This is a genomic window from Amycolatopsis sp. TRM77291 (assembly GCF_054166285.1).
Genome location: NZ_JBSZHF010000001.1, coordinates 4,169,963 through 4,185,778, shown reverse-complemented (window position 1 = coordinate 4,185,778; position 15,816 = coordinate 4,169,963). Strand labels below are relative to the sequence as shown.

At 70.2% G+C, this 15,816-nt stretch carries 17 protein-coding genes; 7 read left to right on the top strand and 10 right to left on the bottom strand.

Features of this window, described 5'->3' with window-relative positions; translation table 11 throughout:
* Window positions 1-3: 3 nt before the first annotated feature.
* The 4 genes from msrB to ACXIZN_RS19180 form a co-directional block, all read right to left on the bottom strand.
* Entirely contained in the window at window positions 4-426 is a 423-nt protein-coding gene (gene msrB / locus ACXIZN_RS19195) for a peptide-methionine (R)-S-oxide reductase MsrB (protein ID WP_037304420.1), read from the bottom strand.
* Window positions 427-445: 19 nt separating this feature from the next.
* Window positions 446-751, bottom strand: a complete 306-nt coding sequence (locus ACXIZN_RS19190; protein ID WP_457956008.1) for a hypothetical protein — start codon at window positions 749-751, stop codon at window positions 446-448.
* Window positions 752-824: 73 nt separating this feature from the next.
* Entirely contained in the window at window positions 825-2,429 is a 1,605-nt protein-coding gene (locus ACXIZN_RS19185) for a protein kinase domain-containing protein (RefSeq protein WP_457960555.1), read from the bottom strand.
* 166 nt (window positions 2,430-2,595) lie between these two features.
* Window positions 2,596-3,282 (bottom strand): TVP38/TMEM64 family protein, encoded by a 687-nt coding sequence (locus ACXIZN_RS19180; RefSeq protein ID WP_457956007.1) that lies wholly within the window; start codon window positions 3,280-3,282, stop codon window positions 2,596-2,598.
* A gap of 24 nt (window positions 3,283-3,306) precedes the next feature.
* On the opposite strand from ACXIZN_RS19180, the gene ACXIZN_RS19175 reads away from it, so the two are divergent.
* The 4 genes from ACXIZN_RS19175 (at window position 3,307) to ACXIZN_RS19160 (ending at window position 6,570) form a co-directional block, all read left to right on the top strand.
* Window positions 3,307-3,864: a GNAT family N-acetyltransferase gene (locus ACXIZN_RS19175; protein WP_457956005.1), complete on the top strand. Its 558-nt coding sequence runs from the start codon at window positions 3,307-3,309 to the stop codon at window positions 3,862-3,864.
* 19 nt (window positions 3,865-3,883) lie between these two features.
* Window positions 3,884-4,903, top strand: coding sequence for a DNA polymerase domain-containing protein (locus tag ACXIZN_RS19170; RefSeq protein ID WP_457956004.1), 1,020 nt, complete (start codon window positions 3,884-3,886; stop codon window positions 4,901-4,903).
* 226 nt (window positions 4,904-5,129) lie between these two features.
* On the top strand, window positions 5,130-5,522 hold the full coding sequence (locus tag ACXIZN_RS19165; RefSeq protein WP_034318123.1) for a DUF6221 family protein: 393 nt from the start codon (window positions 5,130-5,132) through the stop codon (window positions 5,520-5,522).
* Window positions 5,523-5,529: 7 nt separating this feature from the next.
* Complete coding sequence (locus tag ACXIZN_RS19160; RefSeq protein WP_457956003.1) at window positions 5,530-6,570, top strand: LLM class flavin-dependent oxidoreductase; 1,041 nt, start codon at window positions 5,530-5,532, stop codon at window positions 6,568-6,570.
* A gap of 100 nt (window positions 6,571-6,670) precedes the next feature.
* Here the strand turns inward: ACXIZN_RS19160 and ACXIZN_RS19155 are convergent, their stop codons facing one another.
* Entirely contained in the window at window positions 6,671-8,275 is a 1,605-nt protein-coding gene (locus ACXIZN_RS19155) for a PucR family transcriptional regulator (protein WP_457956002.1), read from the bottom strand.
* A 125-nt stretch (window positions 8,276-8,400) separates the two neighbouring features.
* Here ACXIZN_RS19155 and pruA point away from each other — a divergent pair, with 125 nt between their 5' ends.
* Together pruA and ACXIZN_RS19145 are read left to right on the top strand one after the other, a co-directional pair.
* The gene (pruA, locus tag ACXIZN_RS19150; protein WP_457956001.1) at window positions 8,401-10,038 is read left to right on the top strand and encodes an L-glutamate gamma-semialdehyde dehydrogenase; all 1,638 of its coding nucleotides are present in this window, start codon (window positions 8,401-8,403) and stop codon (window positions 10,036-10,038) included.
* Window positions 10,039-10,056: 18 nt separating this feature from the next.
* A complete protein-coding gene (locus ACXIZN_RS19145; protein WP_192745339.1) occupies window positions 10,057-10,986 on the top strand; it encodes a proline dehydrogenase family protein in 930 nt (309 codons plus the stop codon).
* A gap of 87 nt (window positions 10,987-11,073) precedes the next feature.
* Here ACXIZN_RS19145 and ACXIZN_RS19140 read toward each other — a convergent pair whose 3' ends face one another.
* On the bottom strand, window positions 11,074-11,433 hold the full coding sequence (locus ACXIZN_RS19140) for a thioredoxin family protein (RefSeq protein WP_457956000.1): 360 nt from the start codon (window positions 11,431-11,433) through the stop codon (window positions 11,074-11,076).
* A gap of 90 nt (window positions 11,434-11,523) precedes the next feature.
* Here ACXIZN_RS19140 and ACXIZN_RS19135 point away from each other — a divergent pair, with 90 nt between their 5' ends.
* On the top strand, window positions 11,524-11,766 hold the full coding sequence (locus ACXIZN_RS19135) for a DUF2630 family protein (protein WP_192745337.1): 243 nt from the start codon (window positions 11,524-11,526) through the stop codon (window positions 11,764-11,766).
* 22 nt (window positions 11,767-11,788) lie between these two features.
* Here ACXIZN_RS19135 and ACXIZN_RS19130 read toward each other — a convergent pair whose 3' ends face one another.
* The 4 genes from ACXIZN_RS19130 to ACXIZN_RS19115 form a co-directional block, all read right to left on the bottom strand.
* Window positions 11,789-13,345, bottom strand: coding sequence for an alpha/beta hydrolase (locus tag ACXIZN_RS19130; RefSeq protein WP_457955999.1), 1,557 nt, complete (start codon window positions 13,343-13,345; stop codon window positions 11,789-11,791).
* 233 nt (window positions 13,346-13,578) lie between these two features.
* Window positions 13,579-14,658 carry an ATP-dependent DNA ligase gene (locus ACXIZN_RS19125; RefSeq protein ID WP_457955998.1) on the bottom strand — a complete coding sequence of 360 codons (1,080 nt, stop codon included), beginning with the start codon at window positions 14,656-14,658 and terminating at the stop codon, window positions 13,579-13,581.
* Window positions 14,659-14,686: 28 nt separating this feature from the next.
* The gene (locus ACXIZN_RS19120) at window positions 14,687-15,274 is read right to left on the bottom strand and encodes an alkaline shock response membrane anchor protein AmaP (RefSeq protein WP_457955997.1); all 588 of its coding nucleotides are present in this window, start codon (window positions 15,272-15,274) and stop codon (window positions 14,687-14,689) included.
* The gene (locus ACXIZN_RS19115; protein ID WP_457955996.1) at window positions 15,271-15,807 is read right to left on the bottom strand and encodes a DUF6286 domain-containing protein; all 537 of its coding nucleotides are present in this window, start codon (window positions 15,805-15,807) and stop codon (window positions 15,271-15,273) included. Before ACXIZN_RS19115 ends, ACXIZN_RS19120 begins: the two co-directional genes overlap by 4 nt.
* Between the last annotated feature and the right edge of the window lie 9 nt (window positions 15,808-15,816).

The following is a 15,816-nucleotide window of genomic DNA, read 5'->3' as shown; positions in this document are numbered from 1 at the left end:
TGGTTACGACTCGGGAACGAGCTTCAGCGAGATCGAGTTGATGCAGTACCGCTGATCCGTCGGCGTGGCGTAACCCTCGCCTTCGAAGACGTGCCCGAGGTGGCTGTGACACGACTTGCACAGCACCTCGATCCGGCGCATCCCCATGGTGGTGTCCTCGCGCAAGAGGACGGCGTCGCTGTCGGCCGGGTCGTAGAACGACGGCCAGCCGCAATGGCTTTCGAATTTCGTGTCGCTGCGGAACAGTTCGGCACCACAGGCTCGGCACTGGTAGACGCCGGTGGTCTTCTCATCGGTGTACTCACCGGTGAAGGGACGCTCGGTGCCCGCCTGGCGAAGGACGGCGTACTCGTCGGGGCTGAGCTGCTCCCGCCATTCCTGCTCGGACTTGACCACGCGCGGCGTGGCTCCGACAACGGGTTTCATGCCTTTCACCGGTTCCACGTTACCCCGCGAGCCACGCGATGGCCCGGCCGATGATGTCCCATGCGGTGACCATCACGCCGAGCACGATGAGGACCACGACGAGTGCCGAAACCCACCAGCGCAGACCGCCGATCCGGTTGCTGGAGTCGGCGAAATCGGAGACACCGTCGAGGCAGGCCTCCACGGTGAAATTCGGGCCGCAGCGTTCGATGCGGTCCAGATGCTCGGCGAAGGCACGGGCTTCGGGATCGTACGGGTCGAGGCCTACCAGATCCTCCTGGAAGCGAGGATTCTGGCCAGGTCCGAAAGGTCCGCTATCGGCCATACCGGCAACAGTAAGCCACGAGCGGCGATTGGCCTACCACCAGCGAGGCGGGTCTCACCACCGCCACGCTGCGTCAGTTGCCGAGTACTCGCGTGTCGGCGTCGATGTAGTACTGCCCGCCGACCTGGACCACGCGCAGCGCCGGCCGCGGGCCGCCGTTGATCGTGATGTTCATGTCGATCGACCCGTCGGGGTTTCCGCCGCCGCTGTCGGCCCGCGCCTTTTCGGAGCCGGTGACTTTGTGCGCGGCCCAGTAATCGGCGAAGGCCTGCTCCGAACCGTAGACGGCCTTCGCGGCGTCAGTGAGCTTGTTCCAGCTCGCGGACGTGCCGATCTTGCCCGTGTCGAAGAAGTCCAGGAGGAAGGTGCCCACGCTGGAGTAGCTCGTGACCTTCTCGCTCGGGGTCTTCCCCAGGCCCGCGGGCGCGGGACGCGACGAAGACGAGCCGCTCTTCGGCGGCGCGGAGGTACTAGGCTGCGGGTTCGCCCCGGCGTTGTTGCCGCCCTGGGTGTTGCCCCCGTTGCCCGAATTCAGCACCAGGAACACGATCACGGCGATCACCACGACGGCGGCACCGGCGCCCGCGAACAGGACGGCCTTGCGCTTGGCGTCGGCGGGCTTGGCCGGGGACGGCCGCATCGGGGCGGCCGCGGACGGCGGCGGGCTCATCGCGGCGACCGGACGCGGCGGCGTGTTCGGCGGGGCGGACGGCGAGCGCATCGGGATGAAGGCGGCCGTCGGCGAGTGGGTCTTGGTGGGCTGCGGCGGAGCCGCCGCGGCGGACTGGGCCGGCTTGTCGGTCCGCTGCCACGGTGGCCGGTCTCCGCCGGGAAGGCCGTGGCCCGGGGTGTCGGGCACGGCCGGCTGTCTGCCGCCACCCGCCCCGAAGAGCCGGGGCGACGCCGCCGTGCCCGCGGCGGATTCGTTCGCCGCCAGCGCGGCGAGGCGTTCCCTGGCCTCGGCCATGCTGGGGCGCTCGGTCGGCTCGGTGCGCAGGAGGCTCATCAGCAGCGCCGTCGCGGGGCCCGCCTGCTGCGGCGGGTTGATCTGGCCGTTCGCGGCGGCGTACAGCAGCGCAAGCTGGTTCGAGCTGTTCCCGTACGGGGTCTGGCCCTCGATCGCCTGGTAGAGCGTCGCGCCGAGCGCGAAGACGTCGGAGCTGGGCACCGGGTCCGAGCCGCGTGCCAGCTCGGGCGCGAGGTACGCCGGGGTGCCGCCGATCAGGCCGGTCTGGGTGAGCGTCATGTCGCCGGCGGCGCGGGAGATACCGAAGTCGGTGATCTTCGCGGTACCGGATTCGTCGATCAGGATGTTGCCCGGTTTGACGTCGCGGTGCACGATCCCGGCGCGGTGCGCGGCGACCAGCGCCGACGCGACCTGCTCGCCGATCTTCGCGACGCGCCCGAGCGGCAGCGTGCCCTCCTCGGAGATGATCGCCGAGAGGCTCGGGCCGTTCAGGTACTCCATCACCAGGCAGGGGTCGCCGCCGTGCTCGGCGATGTCGAACACCACGATCGCGTTCGGGTGCTGGAAACGGGCCGCGTTCTTCGCCTCGCGCATGGCGCGCTGGCGCATGTTGTCGCGTTCGGCCTCGGAGACACCCGGCTGCGGGAGGATCTGCTTGACCGCCACCGAGCGCTCGAGGCGGACATCGATGGCACGCCAGACCACCCCCATGGCACCGCTACCAATTTGCTCGACCAGGCGATAGTGCCCAGCGATCAGCTGACCGGTGTCGATGGCGACTGCTCCTGACACATTCTCCGGGTGATGGTGGCGCTACGCGGCCTGACAGGTCCCGCGCACCCGATCGAGTGTAGCGGGCGGCGGTTTCGGCTCCCCGTCAGCTCGCCGGTGCGGAGGCGGGCGATTCTTCTTCCTCGCTCGGATCGGGCACCGGCAGGGCTTTGCGCCGGAAGACCTTGACCAGCCCGACGGCCCCCGCCGCGGCGAACACGGCGTAACAGATCAGCAGGGCGGGCGGTGTTTCCCCGGTCAGCGCGTCGCCGAGGACGACGACCGCGACCGTCCCCGGCAGGCTGCCGAGCGCGGTCCCGATCAGATACGGGGCGAAACGGACCGATGACACTCCGCACAGGTAACTGAACGGAGCGAACGGCACCATCGGGATCAGCCGTAGGGAGGTGATCGCCAGGACGCCGCCGTCCGAAAGCCGCTCGTTGACCGCGCGGACCTTCGCCCGGTGCAGGTGCCGGGTGACCAGATCGCGGCCGAGTGCCCTCGAAAGAGCGAACGAGAGCGCGGACGCGACCGTGGTCGCCAGGATGCCGACGAGGATGCCCGTCGTGGCGCCGAGCAGCAGCCCGCCCGCCAGGTTGAACACGGTGCGCGGGATCGGCGCCACCGTCAGCACCGAATAGGCCAGGAAGAAGACCAGGGGAGTGGCCGGGCCGGTCTCGGCCGCCCAGGCCCGCAGCCCGGCCGGGCCCGGGATCGGCAGCAGGACCGCGGCCGCCACGAAGACGGCGAGCACGGTGAGCGCGAGGATTAATTTGGTACGGCCGGACACCGCCTCAACCGTACCGTGTCCGCTGTGATCGACACCGAGGCGCTGCGGACGCAGCCCGAACTCCCCGGCGAGCACGTCGTGCTCACGCAGCTCGACGAAACCTACTTCGAGACCGCGTGGAAGGCCCTGCAAGAGCCTGAAACCATCCGGCTGACCGGGACGCACACCCGGTTCACCCTCGAGCAGATCCGGACTTGGCTCGCCGGGCGGACGGGGCTCGACGACAGGGCGGACTACGCGATCGTGCGCAAAGAGGATCGCGCGCACGTCGGCGATCTCGCGCTCACCGACGTCGACAAGGACAACCGTTCCGCGTCGTTCCGCATCGCGCTGAACGGGCCGGAGTTCTTCGGCAAGGGCTATGGCACCGAGGCGACCGGGCTGCTGCTGGACTACGCGTTCGGCGCCGTCGGCCTGCATCGCGTCTCCCTGGAGGTCTTCGACCACAACCCGCGGGCCCAGCGCGCCTACGAGAAGGCCGGGTTCGTCCGCGAGGGGCTTCAGCGACAGGCGCTGTGGTGGGACGGCGAGTGGCATGACGTCGTCACGATGGCAATCCTGAAGACCGATCCCCGGCCCTGATCGGCGATACGGTGTCCGCATGCCCAAGAACGGTGAGCCGATCGAGGTCGAAGCGGGCGGGCGCAAGGTCCGCGTGTCCAGCCCGGACAAGGTGTACTTCCCGGCCAGGGGGATCACGAAGCGCCAGGTCGTGGAGCACTACGTCGCCGTCGGTGAGCCGTTGCTGCGTGCGATCGGGGAGCGGCCGACGACCCTGAAGCGGTACGTCGACGGCGTCGAGGGCGAGTGGTTCTACGCCAAGCGCGTGCCGAAGGGCGCCCCGGAGTGGGTGGAGACCGCGAAGATCACCTTCCCGTCCGGCCGGACGGCCGAGGAGGTCTGCCCGACCGAGCCCGCCGTGTTCGCCTGGGCGGCGAACCTGGGCACCTTCGACTTCCATCCGTGGCCGGTGCGGCGGTCCGACGTCGACCACCCCGACGAACTCCGCATCGACGTGGACCCGCCGGACGAGGCGGGCTTCGCCGACGCGGTCGAGGTCGCGGGCGTGGTGCGTGAGGTGCTCGACTCGGCGGGGCTGGTCGGCTACCCGAAGACCTCGGGCGGCCGCGGCGTGCACGTCCTGGTGCGGATCCGGCCCGAGTGGGATTTCATCGACGTCCGGCACGCGGTGATCGCGCTGGGCCGCGAGGTCGAGCGCCGGATCCCGGACAAGGCGACCATCGCGTGGTGGAAGGAAGAACGCGGCGGCCGGGTCTTCATCGACTACAACCAGGCCGCCCGCGACCGCACGGTGGCGTCGTCCTGGTCGGTCCGCGGTACCCCGCGGGCGACCGTGTCGACGCCGCTGACCTGGGATCTGCTGACCGAAGTGGACCCGGACGACTTCGACGTCCTCACCGCCGGCGCGTTCTTCGCCGAGCGCGGTGACCTCCACGCGCCGATGGACGAGGAGGCGTTCGGCATCGAGACGCTGCTGGAGTGGTACGCGCGGGACGAGCGTGACCACGGCCTCGGCGAGATGCCGTATCCGCCGGACTACCCGAAGATGCCCGGCGAGCCGAAGCGCGTCCAGCCGAGCAAGGCGCGGGACGACACTTAGCACGCATCAAGTGACGACGCGTGCGGCGTCGGTGACGAATTCCCGTTTTTCCTTCGTTCTTGCTCCCGGAGTGATTGCGCTTTCGTGTCGATCCAGAAACCAGTCACCGTCGCGCGGTGGATCGATACGAGACTGTGTGACGCACGGGACCCGGCCGTAACGCCGGGCTTCCTGCCAGCGACATTTCCCACCGAACACTAGGCTGGGGGAGGACGAAGGAGTATCCGTGGACGACCTGATCGCCTTTCTCGCCGCGCGTGTGGGGCAACGCCAGGCGTTGATCATGCAGGCGGTCAAGAAAACCGAGATCAACGAATCGCTCACCCGCGGTGAGACCAAGGTCGTCATCGAAAAGAAGATCCGTTCGCTCAACGACCTCGAACTCGACACGGTCAATCAGATGATCAACGAGATCGAGGCGACCCGGCGGCTCCTGCAGGCGCACCGCACCACGGTCTCGGAGAAGGTGCCCGGATTCCCCTTGTACGGCAACGAGTACTGGTGCGAGACCTGTCATGTGCCCGCCGATGAGGCCGGGACGAACTGGTGCCTGACTCTCCGGTTGCTGGCCCTGCCGCACGCCGACCACCCGGACTACAGCGAGCGCTGGCGCCCCTGAGCGGGGAATGCCCGCCGGGTCCGGACGCGTTGACCCGGGGGTGATCACGCTTTCGGTACTGGACCGGTCCCCGACCCGCCGCGGTGGCGACGCGCCCCGCGCCCTGCGGGACACGGTCGCCTTCGCGCGGGACATCGAAGCGCTCGGCTATCACCGGTTCTGGGTGTCGGAACATCACAGCGTGCCCGGTGTCGCGGGTTCGGCGCCCACGGTGCTGGCGGCCGCCGTCGCTTCGGCGACCGAGCGGATCCGGGTCGGCACCGGCGGCGTGATGCTGCCGAACCACCGGCCGCTCGTGGTCGCGGAACAGTTCGGCGTGCTCGAATCCCTTTTCCCCGGCCGGATCGACATGGGGCTGGGCCGGTCGGTCGGGTTCACCGGCGGGGTCCGGCAGGCGCTCGGGCACGAGAAGGACGACGCCGATCGCTTCGGCGACCAGGTCCGCGAACTGCTGGGTTTCCTCGCGGGTGACCAGACGACCTATCCGGGTGTGCACGCCATTCCCGCGGAAGGCCTGCGCGTGCCCGCGTTCCTGCTGGCGACCGGTGCCGGGGCGCGCCTGGCCGCGGAACTGGGGCTGCCGCTGGTGATCGCGCCGATCCGTGGTGTGGAGCCGATGCTCGAAGCCATTGAGGGATATCGCTCCGGATTCCGCCCGTCCGCACCGGCTTCGCGGCCGTATGTCGTGGTGTCGACGGCGATCGCGGTCGCCGAGACGGCCGAACGGGCCCGGCGGCTGCTGATTCCGGAAGCTTGGTCGACCGTCTACTCGCGGACGCACGGGGTCTTCCCGCCGTTGTCGCCGGTGGACGAGATCCTCGCCGGGCCGCTGTCGGACCGAGACCGGGAACGGCTGGACAGGGCGCTCGACGGTCAGATCGCCGGCGCCTCGGACGAGGTGGGCGACCGGCTGGCCGACCTCGTCGCGAAGACCGGCGCGGACGAGATCCTGGTGACCACCAGTACTTTCGACCAGGCGGAGCGGCTCGATTCCTATCGCGCGCTGGCCGAGGTCGCCGGACTTCGGAGCCTGGCCGCGGCTTCCTGACCCTGCCCTGCCCTGCCCTGCCCGCGTTTAGTCCTCTGGATGCGGTCCTTGCGTGTGCAACGACCGCATCCAGAGGACTAAACGCGGGGGAGCGGAAACCTTAGAGGCGCAACAAGAGCTGGGTGAGGACGCGTTGCGCGGGGTCGTCCAGGTCGATCCCGGACACCTCGCCGGCGCGGCGCACCCGGTAGCGGACCGTGTTCGGGTGGATGTTCAGCTCGCGCGCCGCCTTCCGGACGTCACCGAAAGCGTCGAGGTACGCGAGCACGGCGGGCACCAGGATGCCGCCGTGTTCGGCGTCGTGGGCGATCAGTCCGGCCAGCCGAGGATCGCGGATCCTCGGCTGGTCGCCGAGGAACGCGAGCACCTCCGAGAGCAGGACCTCGGCACGGACGTCGGCCAGCGAGGCGACGTCCGCGGTCCCGTGCCCGCGCGCCATCGTCGCCAGCACACGGTCCGCGTCGCCGCGCGAGGCCGCCGCGTCGGACAGGCTGGGGACCACACCGCCCAGCGCGGCGCGCACCCGGACGTCGAGATGCCGTTGTGCCGTGCCGGCGATTTCCTTGGCCAGCGCCAGGATCCGCGGTTCGGCGTGCTCGGGGAGGTCGGGCAGCAGCGCGTAGACGCGGCCGCCGATCACGCTCACCAGCGCGCTCCGCCGGTACGCCGCCGTGTGCACGGTGATCAGGTGCACCAGCTCCGCGCGCCGGAGCTGCCGGTCGGTCGCGGCCCGGTCGCGGGGGAGCGAGAACGCCAGCACCATGGCCGGTTTCCCGGGGTCCGCGCCGATGTCGTCGGCGACGGATTCGGCGTCGAGGCGGCCGTCGAGCAGCCCGGCCAGCAGATCCTCGCGCAACCGGAGCTCCGGGCTGGGCAGCGTCCGGTGCCGGATCAGCTGCGGCGCGAGCGCGCGGCTGGCGCCGAGCAAGGCGACCTCCGCGCTTTCGGTGAGCGGATGCGCGCCCTCCTGCACCCAGATCGTGCCCAGCGGCTGCGATCCGGCGTGGATCCCGGCCGCGATCCGCCGCCGGATGCCGAGATCGGGCCGCTCGTCGATGCGGACGATGCCCTCGCCGGCGCGAAGACGCTGGTAGACGCCCCATTCGCGCAGCATCGCGAGATAGCGTTCCGGCCCTTCGCGGCCGAGGATCGAAAGCCTGCGCAGCTCGTCCACCTCGTCGCCCGCCCGCGAATAGGCCAGTACGCGGCTCGCGGTGTCCTCGATGCTGACCAGGCCGCCGGTCAGTGTCGCGACGGTCTGCGCGAGCGAGAACAGGTCGCCCAGCACCTCTCCGTGATCCGCTTCGCCACCGGCACGGGCCGCGTCGACGACGCCCCTGGCCAGCGCTTCGACCTGCTCCCACCGCGCCTCGTGGCCGACCTCGATCAGCGCGACCCCCGCGTCGGTCGCGACGTTCACGACGGCCATGCCGTTCTTCACCGCGACAGCGGCCGCGCCGGACCGCGCCGCCGCCCGGATCGCGCCCGCGGCCGACCGCCCACGGGCCCCGATCACCAGAACGAGATCACCCGGATGGGCGTCGGGCGGATCCTCCGGATCGTGGATGACGACGTCCTCCACGCCGACGCCGAGCCCGCCCGGGGCCGCGAGCACCCTGACCAGCGGTTCCCCGAGCGTCGCGAGGACATGCCGCAGGGAGGCGCCGGGGGTCGTCTGAGTACTCAGGGAGGACACTGCGATCACCGATTAAGCCGATCGGACAAGATGGTCACCCTGATTCTAGCCAGTCGGACAATCCTTCAGAGAGCCGTCAGGTCTACCGTTCGGGATGAGACCTCTACCCGGCGAAGTGCAGTCAGGAGCAGTCAGTGGACGCCGTGACCCAGACCCCCGCCCCGAAGAACGAGCCGGTGCTGAACTACGCACCGGGCAGCGCTGAGCGCGCTGAACTCGAGGGCGCGCTCAAGTTGCTGGGCAACGCCGACCCCATCGACATCACCGCGACGATCGGTGGTGAGCAGCGCAAGGGCGGCGGCGAGAAGATCGAGGTCGTCCAGCCGCACAACCACAAGGCCGTGCTGGGCGTCATCCACAGCGCGACCGCGCAGGACACCCACGACGCGATCGCCGCCGCCAAGGCCGCCGCCCCCGGCTGGCGCGCGCTCTCCTTCGACGATCGCGCCGCGATCATCCTGCGCGCCGCCGACCTGCTGGCCGGCCCGTGGCGCGCCAAGCTGAACGCCGCCACCATGCTCGGCCAGTCGAAGACCGCGTTCCAGGCCGAGATCGACTCCGCCTGCGAGCTGATCGACTTCTGGCGCTTCAACGTCGCGTTCGGCCGTCAGATCCTCGCCGAGCAGCCGGTCAGCTCGCCCGGTATCTGGAACCGGATGGAGCACCGTCCGCTCGAGGGCTTCGTCTACGCCATCACCCCGTTCAACTTCACCGCGATCTCCGGCAACCTGCCGACCGCGCCCGCGCTGATGGGCAACGTCGTGCTGTGGAAGCCGTCGCCGACGCAGAGCTACGCCGCGCACATGCTGATGCGGCTGCTCGAAGAGGCGGGCATGCCGCCGGGCGTCATCAACCTGGTCCCGGGTGACGGCAAGGCCGTCTCCGAGGTCGCCCTGACCCACCGCGACCTGGCCGGCATCCACTTCACCGGTTCCACCGCGACCTTCCAGCACCTGTGGGCCACCGTCGGCGCCAACATCTCCGGCTACCGCACGTACCCGCGGCTGGTCGGCGAGACCGGCGGCAAGGACTTCGTGCTCGCGCATGCCTCCGCCGACGTCGACATCCTGCGCACCGCGCTGATCCGCGGCGCCTTCGAGTACCAGGGCCAGAAGTGCTCGGCCGCGTCCCGCGCCTACGTCCCGCGTTCGCTCTGGGCGAGCCTGAAGGACGAACTGGTCTCCGAGACCGAGGCCATCACCTACGGCGACGTCACCGACCTGGACAACTTCGGTGGCGCCGTGATCGACCGCCGCGCCTTCGACAAGCACGCCGCCGTGCTGAAGAGCGCGGCCGAAGACCCCGAGATCGACGTCATCGCCGGTGGTACCGCCGACGACAGCGTCGGCTACTTCGTGCGCCCGACGATCCTGGTTTCGGACAACCCGAAGCACGAGATCTTCCGCACCGAGTACTTCGGCCCGATCCTCGCGCTGCACGTCTACGACGACAGCACCGACGCGGGCTTCGACGAGGTTCTGAAGCTGGTCGACGAGACCGCCGACTACGCGCTCACCGGCGCGGTCATCGCGAACGACCGCACGGCCGTGGCCAAGGCGTCCGAGGCGCTGCGCTTCGCCGCCGGCAACTTCTACGTCAACGACAAGCCGACCGGCGCGGTCGTCGGCCAGCAGCCCTTCGGCGGCGCCCGCGCGTCCGGCACCAACGACAAGGCCGGTTCGGTGTTCAACCTGCTCCGCTGGACGAGCCCGCGCTCGGTCAAGGAGACCTTCGTTCCGCCCACCAGCGTCCGCTACCCCCACCAGGGCTGAGTTCTCCAGGAGTCCGTGATGTTGCGTGCCCCGTTGCTCGCCGCCGCTCGATCCCAGCGGATGCGCAAGCTGGTCGAGGTCGTCCCCGCCACCCGATCGGTGGTCAGCCGGTTCGTCGCCGGCGCGAAGACGCCCGACGCCGCCCGGGTGGTCCGCGAACTGGCCGACCAGGGCCTCCGGGTCACCCTCGACCACCTCGGCGAGGACACCACCGATGCCGAGCAGGCCGCGACCACGGTCCGCGCCTACGAGGAACTGCTGACCGCGCTGGCGGCCGACGGCCTCGCGTTCGGCGCGGACGTCTCGGTGAAGCTGTCCGCCGTCGGGCAGTTCCTCCCCGTCGACGGCGAGAAGGTCGCGCTGGAGAACGCCCGCAAGATCTGCGCGGCGGCCGAAGCGGTCGGTGCCACGGTGACCCTCGACATGGAGGACCACACCACCACCGACTCGACGCTCGGCATCCTCAAGGAACTGCGCACCGAGTACCCGTGGGTCGGCGCGGTGCTGCAGGCCTACCTGCGGCGTACCGAGCAGGATTGCCGCGACCTGGCGGCCGAGGGTTCCCGCGTCCGGCTGTGCAAGGGCGCGTACGCCGAACCCGAGGAGGTCGCGTTCCAGGACAAGTCCGAAGTGGACAGGTCCTACGTGCGCTGCCTGAAGATCCTCATGCAGGGCAAGGGGTATCCGATGGTCGCCTCGCACGACCCGCGGATGATCGCGATCGCCGAGAAGCTCGCGGCCGACGCGGGCCGCAAGGCGGACGACCACGAATTCCAGATGCTGTACGGGATCCGTCCCGAAGAGCAGCGCCGGATCGCGGGCGACGGCAAGACGATGCGCGTCTACGTCCCCTACGGCGACGAATGGTACGGCTATTTCATGCGCAGGCTGGCGGAACGCCCGGCGAACCTGGCGTTCTTCCTGCGCGGACTCGCCACCCGGGGCTGACCCGCTCCCCGGTGGCGTCGTTCCGCTGAAAGACAAAGGGGCCCTACCCGGCGAAACCCGCCGGGTAGGGCCCCTTCTCCATGCTCGTCAGGCCTCCTTGGCCGCCTCTTCCTTGAGCTTGTCCATGTCGATGTCGCGCGCCTGCTGGATGAGGTCCTCCAGCGTCTTCTCCGGGAGCGCGCCCGGCTGCGCGTAGATGACCGTCTTGTCGCGGATCACCGCGAGGGTGGGGATCGAACGCACGTCGAAGGCCGCGGCCAGCTGCTGCTCGGCCTCGGTGTCGACGCTCGCGAAGACGATGTCCTCGTGGTTGCCCGACACCTTCTCGTAGGTCGGCGCGAACTGGCGGCACGGCATGCACCAGCCCGCCCAGAAGTCGATGATCACGAAGTCGTTCTCCGACACGACCTGATCGAAGTTGGCGGCGGTCAGCTCCACAGTGCTCATGCCCGGCGTAACGAATCGGGCGGGACGCGCATTCCCGCGAGTGCGCGTAGCGTCTCGGATGGAGCAACCCACGTTTCTCAGGAGGCGCAGATGGCCGACGGAGACATCCTCAGCCGGATCGACGAGCTGGTCAGCGAGGAGCACGAGCTCCGTTCGCGGGCGATCGGTACCGGGCTGAGCTCGGATGACCGGTCCCGGCTCGCGAGTGTGGAACAGCAGCTTGACCAGTGCTGGGACCTCCTACGGCAGCGGCGGGCGCGGGTGGAGTTCGACGACGACCCGGACCAGGCCACGGCTCGGCCGATCTCCGAGGTGGAGTCTTACCGGCAGTAGGCCGATTCGCTCACGTGAGTGATCAGGCCGGGCAGAGGGTCCCATCGACGGGCACCTTCCCGTCGATCAGGAAGGCCCGCGTCGCGTCCGTGACACACGGCGAGAGGCTCAGCGCGCCGTGCCCGGCGCCCTGCCAGGTGATCGTCACCGCGCTCGGCATCTGGTCGGCCGCCCGGCCGGTGCCCTGCTCCGGCGTGACCGGGTCGGTCGCGGTGCCCGCGACCAGCATCGGCGGGGCGCCCGGCGCTCCCGCGGGCGGAAGCGGTTCACGCCGCACGGGCCACGGGCTGCACCAGGCCAGCTGCTGCGCGGCGAAGACACCGAACTGCGGGTACTTGTCGCGCAGGGCCGTGGTCGCGCGCGTGAGTTCCTCGGCCGAGAGCCGGGTCGCGCTGTCGTTGCATTTGGTCGCCAGCGTGCCGTCCAGCCGCGACGGCCGTGCCTTGGTGTCCTTCAGTACCGGCTCGGCGAACGCGGCCAGCGGCGTGACGTCGCCTGCCTGCGCGGCCTTGAGCGCCTCGGCGAGTTCCACCCAGCGTGAGCGCTGCGCGAGCCCGGAGTAGATGGCGTACAGGGCGATCCCCGGAGTGATCTCCTCGCCGTCGGTGGTCGTCGCGGACGCCGACCGGAGCCGGTCCGCGACGGCGGTCACGGCCGAGCGGGCGTCGCCGATCGGGCAGCCCCTCGCGATGCAGTCGGCGCCGAACGCGTCGAGGGTCGCCTGCGCGCTCGCGGCGACGGCTTCCTGGGTGGCGGCCGCGTCGGGGGCGGGGTCGGGCAGCCCGTCGAGCATGACCCGGCCGACCTGGGCAGGGAACCGCACGGCGTACTCGGCGAGCACCTTCGAACCGTCGCCGCGGCCCAGCGCGTGCAGCTTGTCCAGCCCCAGTTGCTCCCGGAGTTCTTCGAGGTCGCCCGCCGCCCGCCAGCTGTCCATCGCGACCTGCGCGTCGTCCAGTTCGATGGCGCACTGCTGGCCGGCCCGGCGCGCCGCGTCGACGACGCCTTCGAGGTCGGCGGCGGCCGGATCGGCGCCGAGCAGGTCGGTGCGGATCTCCGCCGGGATGCACTGCACCGGCATGGACGTCCCCGTCCCGCGCCGGTCGACGCCGATCAGCGAGAACTTCCGCAGGAACTCGGGCGGCAGCGTCGCGGCCAGCCGCGCGGCGTACAGCGACCCCGGCTCCCCGTCGACGTCGTTGACCACGACGAGCGGGATCGGCCCGCCCTCGGTCTTGACCACCGAAAGCCGCGAGAGCCCGCGACCGGGCAGATCCGGCGCGTCGAGCGTCGTGGGCACCCTGGCGCAGGAGAACTTCAGCGTGTCCGGCACGGACGGCTGCCCCAGCCGTTGGCGGGTCGCTTCGTCGCAGTCTTCCCATTTGATCGACGGCGACCGTGGTTCGGCGAGCGGCGGCAGCGGGACCTGCTGCGCCGTCGTCTGGCCGCCGGGATCCGGTTTGCCGTCGTTGTCGATCACCGCCGGCCTCGCCGACGGCCCGGCCGTGCAGCCCGCGAGCACGGCCGTCACCACGGTGGTCGTCAGGAACAGCCGTGGCGTGCGGCGGGCGGTGCTCACGGGCTGGTCCTCACTTCCAAGGCATGACAAAGCTCGGAACAGAGCTTCGCAGGTCGGATGTCAGGCCGCAGTTAGGAGGTGCGGTCTGGCACGCTGATCGAGTTGGTAACGGCACGCACGCGTCTTTTCGCCGGAGGCTCGGATCCTCGATGGCGGGCCGCCTGTCGTGCAAGCGTGTTCCATGGCGCCACGGCCCGGCAGCGAGGATCCGATAGCGTGCGCTCAGGACACGGTTAGCGGGTGCGTTTCACCTCGCCGCGGAACACCGCGTCCAGGTCGTAGCGGGCGACCTCCTCGAGCTGGGCATAGGTGCAGGAGGACGGCTCGCGATCGGGGCGCCAGCGTTTGAACTGCGCGGTGTGCCGGAAGCGCGACGGATATCCGGCCTCCGTGTGCTCGTAGCCGACCTCGACCACCTTTTCCAGCTTCAGCGGCACCCACGGGGCTTCCTTGGACTTCCATCGGGTGATCCCGCCGGGGATCCGCTGGTTCTCCCGCACGTTGTCACCCAGCCAGGGGTGATCGGTCCCGTCGGTGATCAACGGCGCCAGCTCCTCGGCCAGCTCACGCCGCCGGGTGACCGGGAACGACCCGACGACGCCGGGATGGTGCAAGACGCCGTCCTCGCCGTAAAGCCCGAGCAGGAACGAGCCGACCATCTCGCCCGGTTCGCCGTCGACGTGCCAGCGCAGCCCGGCGAGCACGCAGTCGGCGGTGCGCGAGTGCTTGTACTTCAGCAGCACACGTTTGCCGGGGGTGTACGGCTCGTCGAGCGGTTTGCCGATGACGCCGTCGAGCCCCGCGCCCTCGAACAGATCGAACCAGTGCCGCGCGAGCGCCGGATCCGAAGTGGCCGGAGTCAGATGGACGCCGTCGGAGGCCAGTTCTTCCAGCCGCTCCCGCCGCTTCGAGGTCGGTTCGTTCAGAAAGGACTCGTCGCCCAGCGCCAGCAGATCGAAGGCGACGAACTCCGCGGGCGTCTGCTCCGCCAGCAGCTTGATACGGCTTTCGGCCGGGTGGACCCGGTCGGTGAGCGCGTCGAAGTCCAGCTTGCCGTCCCGGGCGACCACCAGTTCGCCGTCCAGCACGATCCGTTCTGGCAGTGCCGCCTTCAACCGCTCGACGACCTCGGGGAAGTACCGGTTGAGCGGCTTCTCCGACCGCGACTGCAAGGTCAGCTCGTCGCCGTCGCGGAACACCAGGCAGCGGTACCCGTCCCATTTCGGCTCGAACAGCAGCCCGCCGGAATCGGGGATCGCCTTCGCCGGTTTGGCGAGCATCGGTTTGATCGGCGGCGTCAAGGGAAGCGACATGACGGCCATTCTTGCCGCACCGGCGCGGTCAGCGCACCCGTTGCGGTGCGCTCGTGTCGAGCTCGATCCGGACGGCGGTCGGCAGGACGTCCACCCCGAGCGACTCCCGCGCGCGGGCCAGCACGGTGTGGTCGAGCTGCTCCCAGACCCGTTTCAGATCGGTGCCCTCGACGAGCCACAGCGTGATCCGCAGCGCGGGGTTCTCCTTGTCGCCGACCGCGCGGACCCGGGCGCGCCCGACCCCGTCGACCGTTTCGGCGTCGGCGCGGACGGCCTCGGAGATGGCCGAGGAGGTCACCACGAGGTCGTCGCCGAGATCGAGGTCCGGACGGCCTTCCGGCCGCAGCGACCGGAAGAACCACCACAGTCCCAGCCACAGCAGGAGAACGCCCAGCACGATGGCGCCGATCCGGGAGGCGAGCGCGTGCCGCGACAGCCAGTCGAGGGCGATCGGGTCCACGAGCGGACGGCCGGCGCGGTGCGTGCCGAGCCAGCCCGCGCCGACCACGACCACCGCCGCCCCGCCGAGCAGCGCGAGGAGTCCGATGAGGACGGTCAAGGCCCGTTCCGTGCCGGTGGACCGGCCGAGTGCCTTGGCGGAGACCGAACGGGTCATCGGCGGTCCTTCGGGGAGTCGACGACGACCGACACCTTCGGCCGCCGTGCCAACGGGACGTCGTCGAGCAGGCCGGAGACCGTCTCCAGCAGCCGCGGCCGCAGCTCGCCTTCGGTTTCCAGCCTGCTCGTCGCGCGGACACGGATCTTCTTGGCGGTGGCCGTGACGTTCGCGCCCGCGACGTTGTCCTGCGCGCGCACGGTCACCCCGACGAGCCTCGCCAGTGAACGCGGCGACGTGGTCACGCTGACCTCGTTCGCCGGATCGGTCAGCCGGATGGCGCGCCGCCCGGCCGAGGCCGCCGCGATGATCAGCAGCAGCCCCAGGACCGCGACGGCGATCGCGAGATACCGGACCGTGGAAGCGTTCCAGGACTCCTCCGCGAGCCTGTCACGCCAGTCGTCCCACGGCAGGAACAGCGGTCCCCGGCCCGGCCGCCACCAGCCCCAGCCGACCTCCAGCGCCAGCAGGACCCCGGCGGCGGCCAGCGCCAGCCCGATCAGGGCCGACAGCAGGCGGACGATCAAACGCATAGCCGTTTG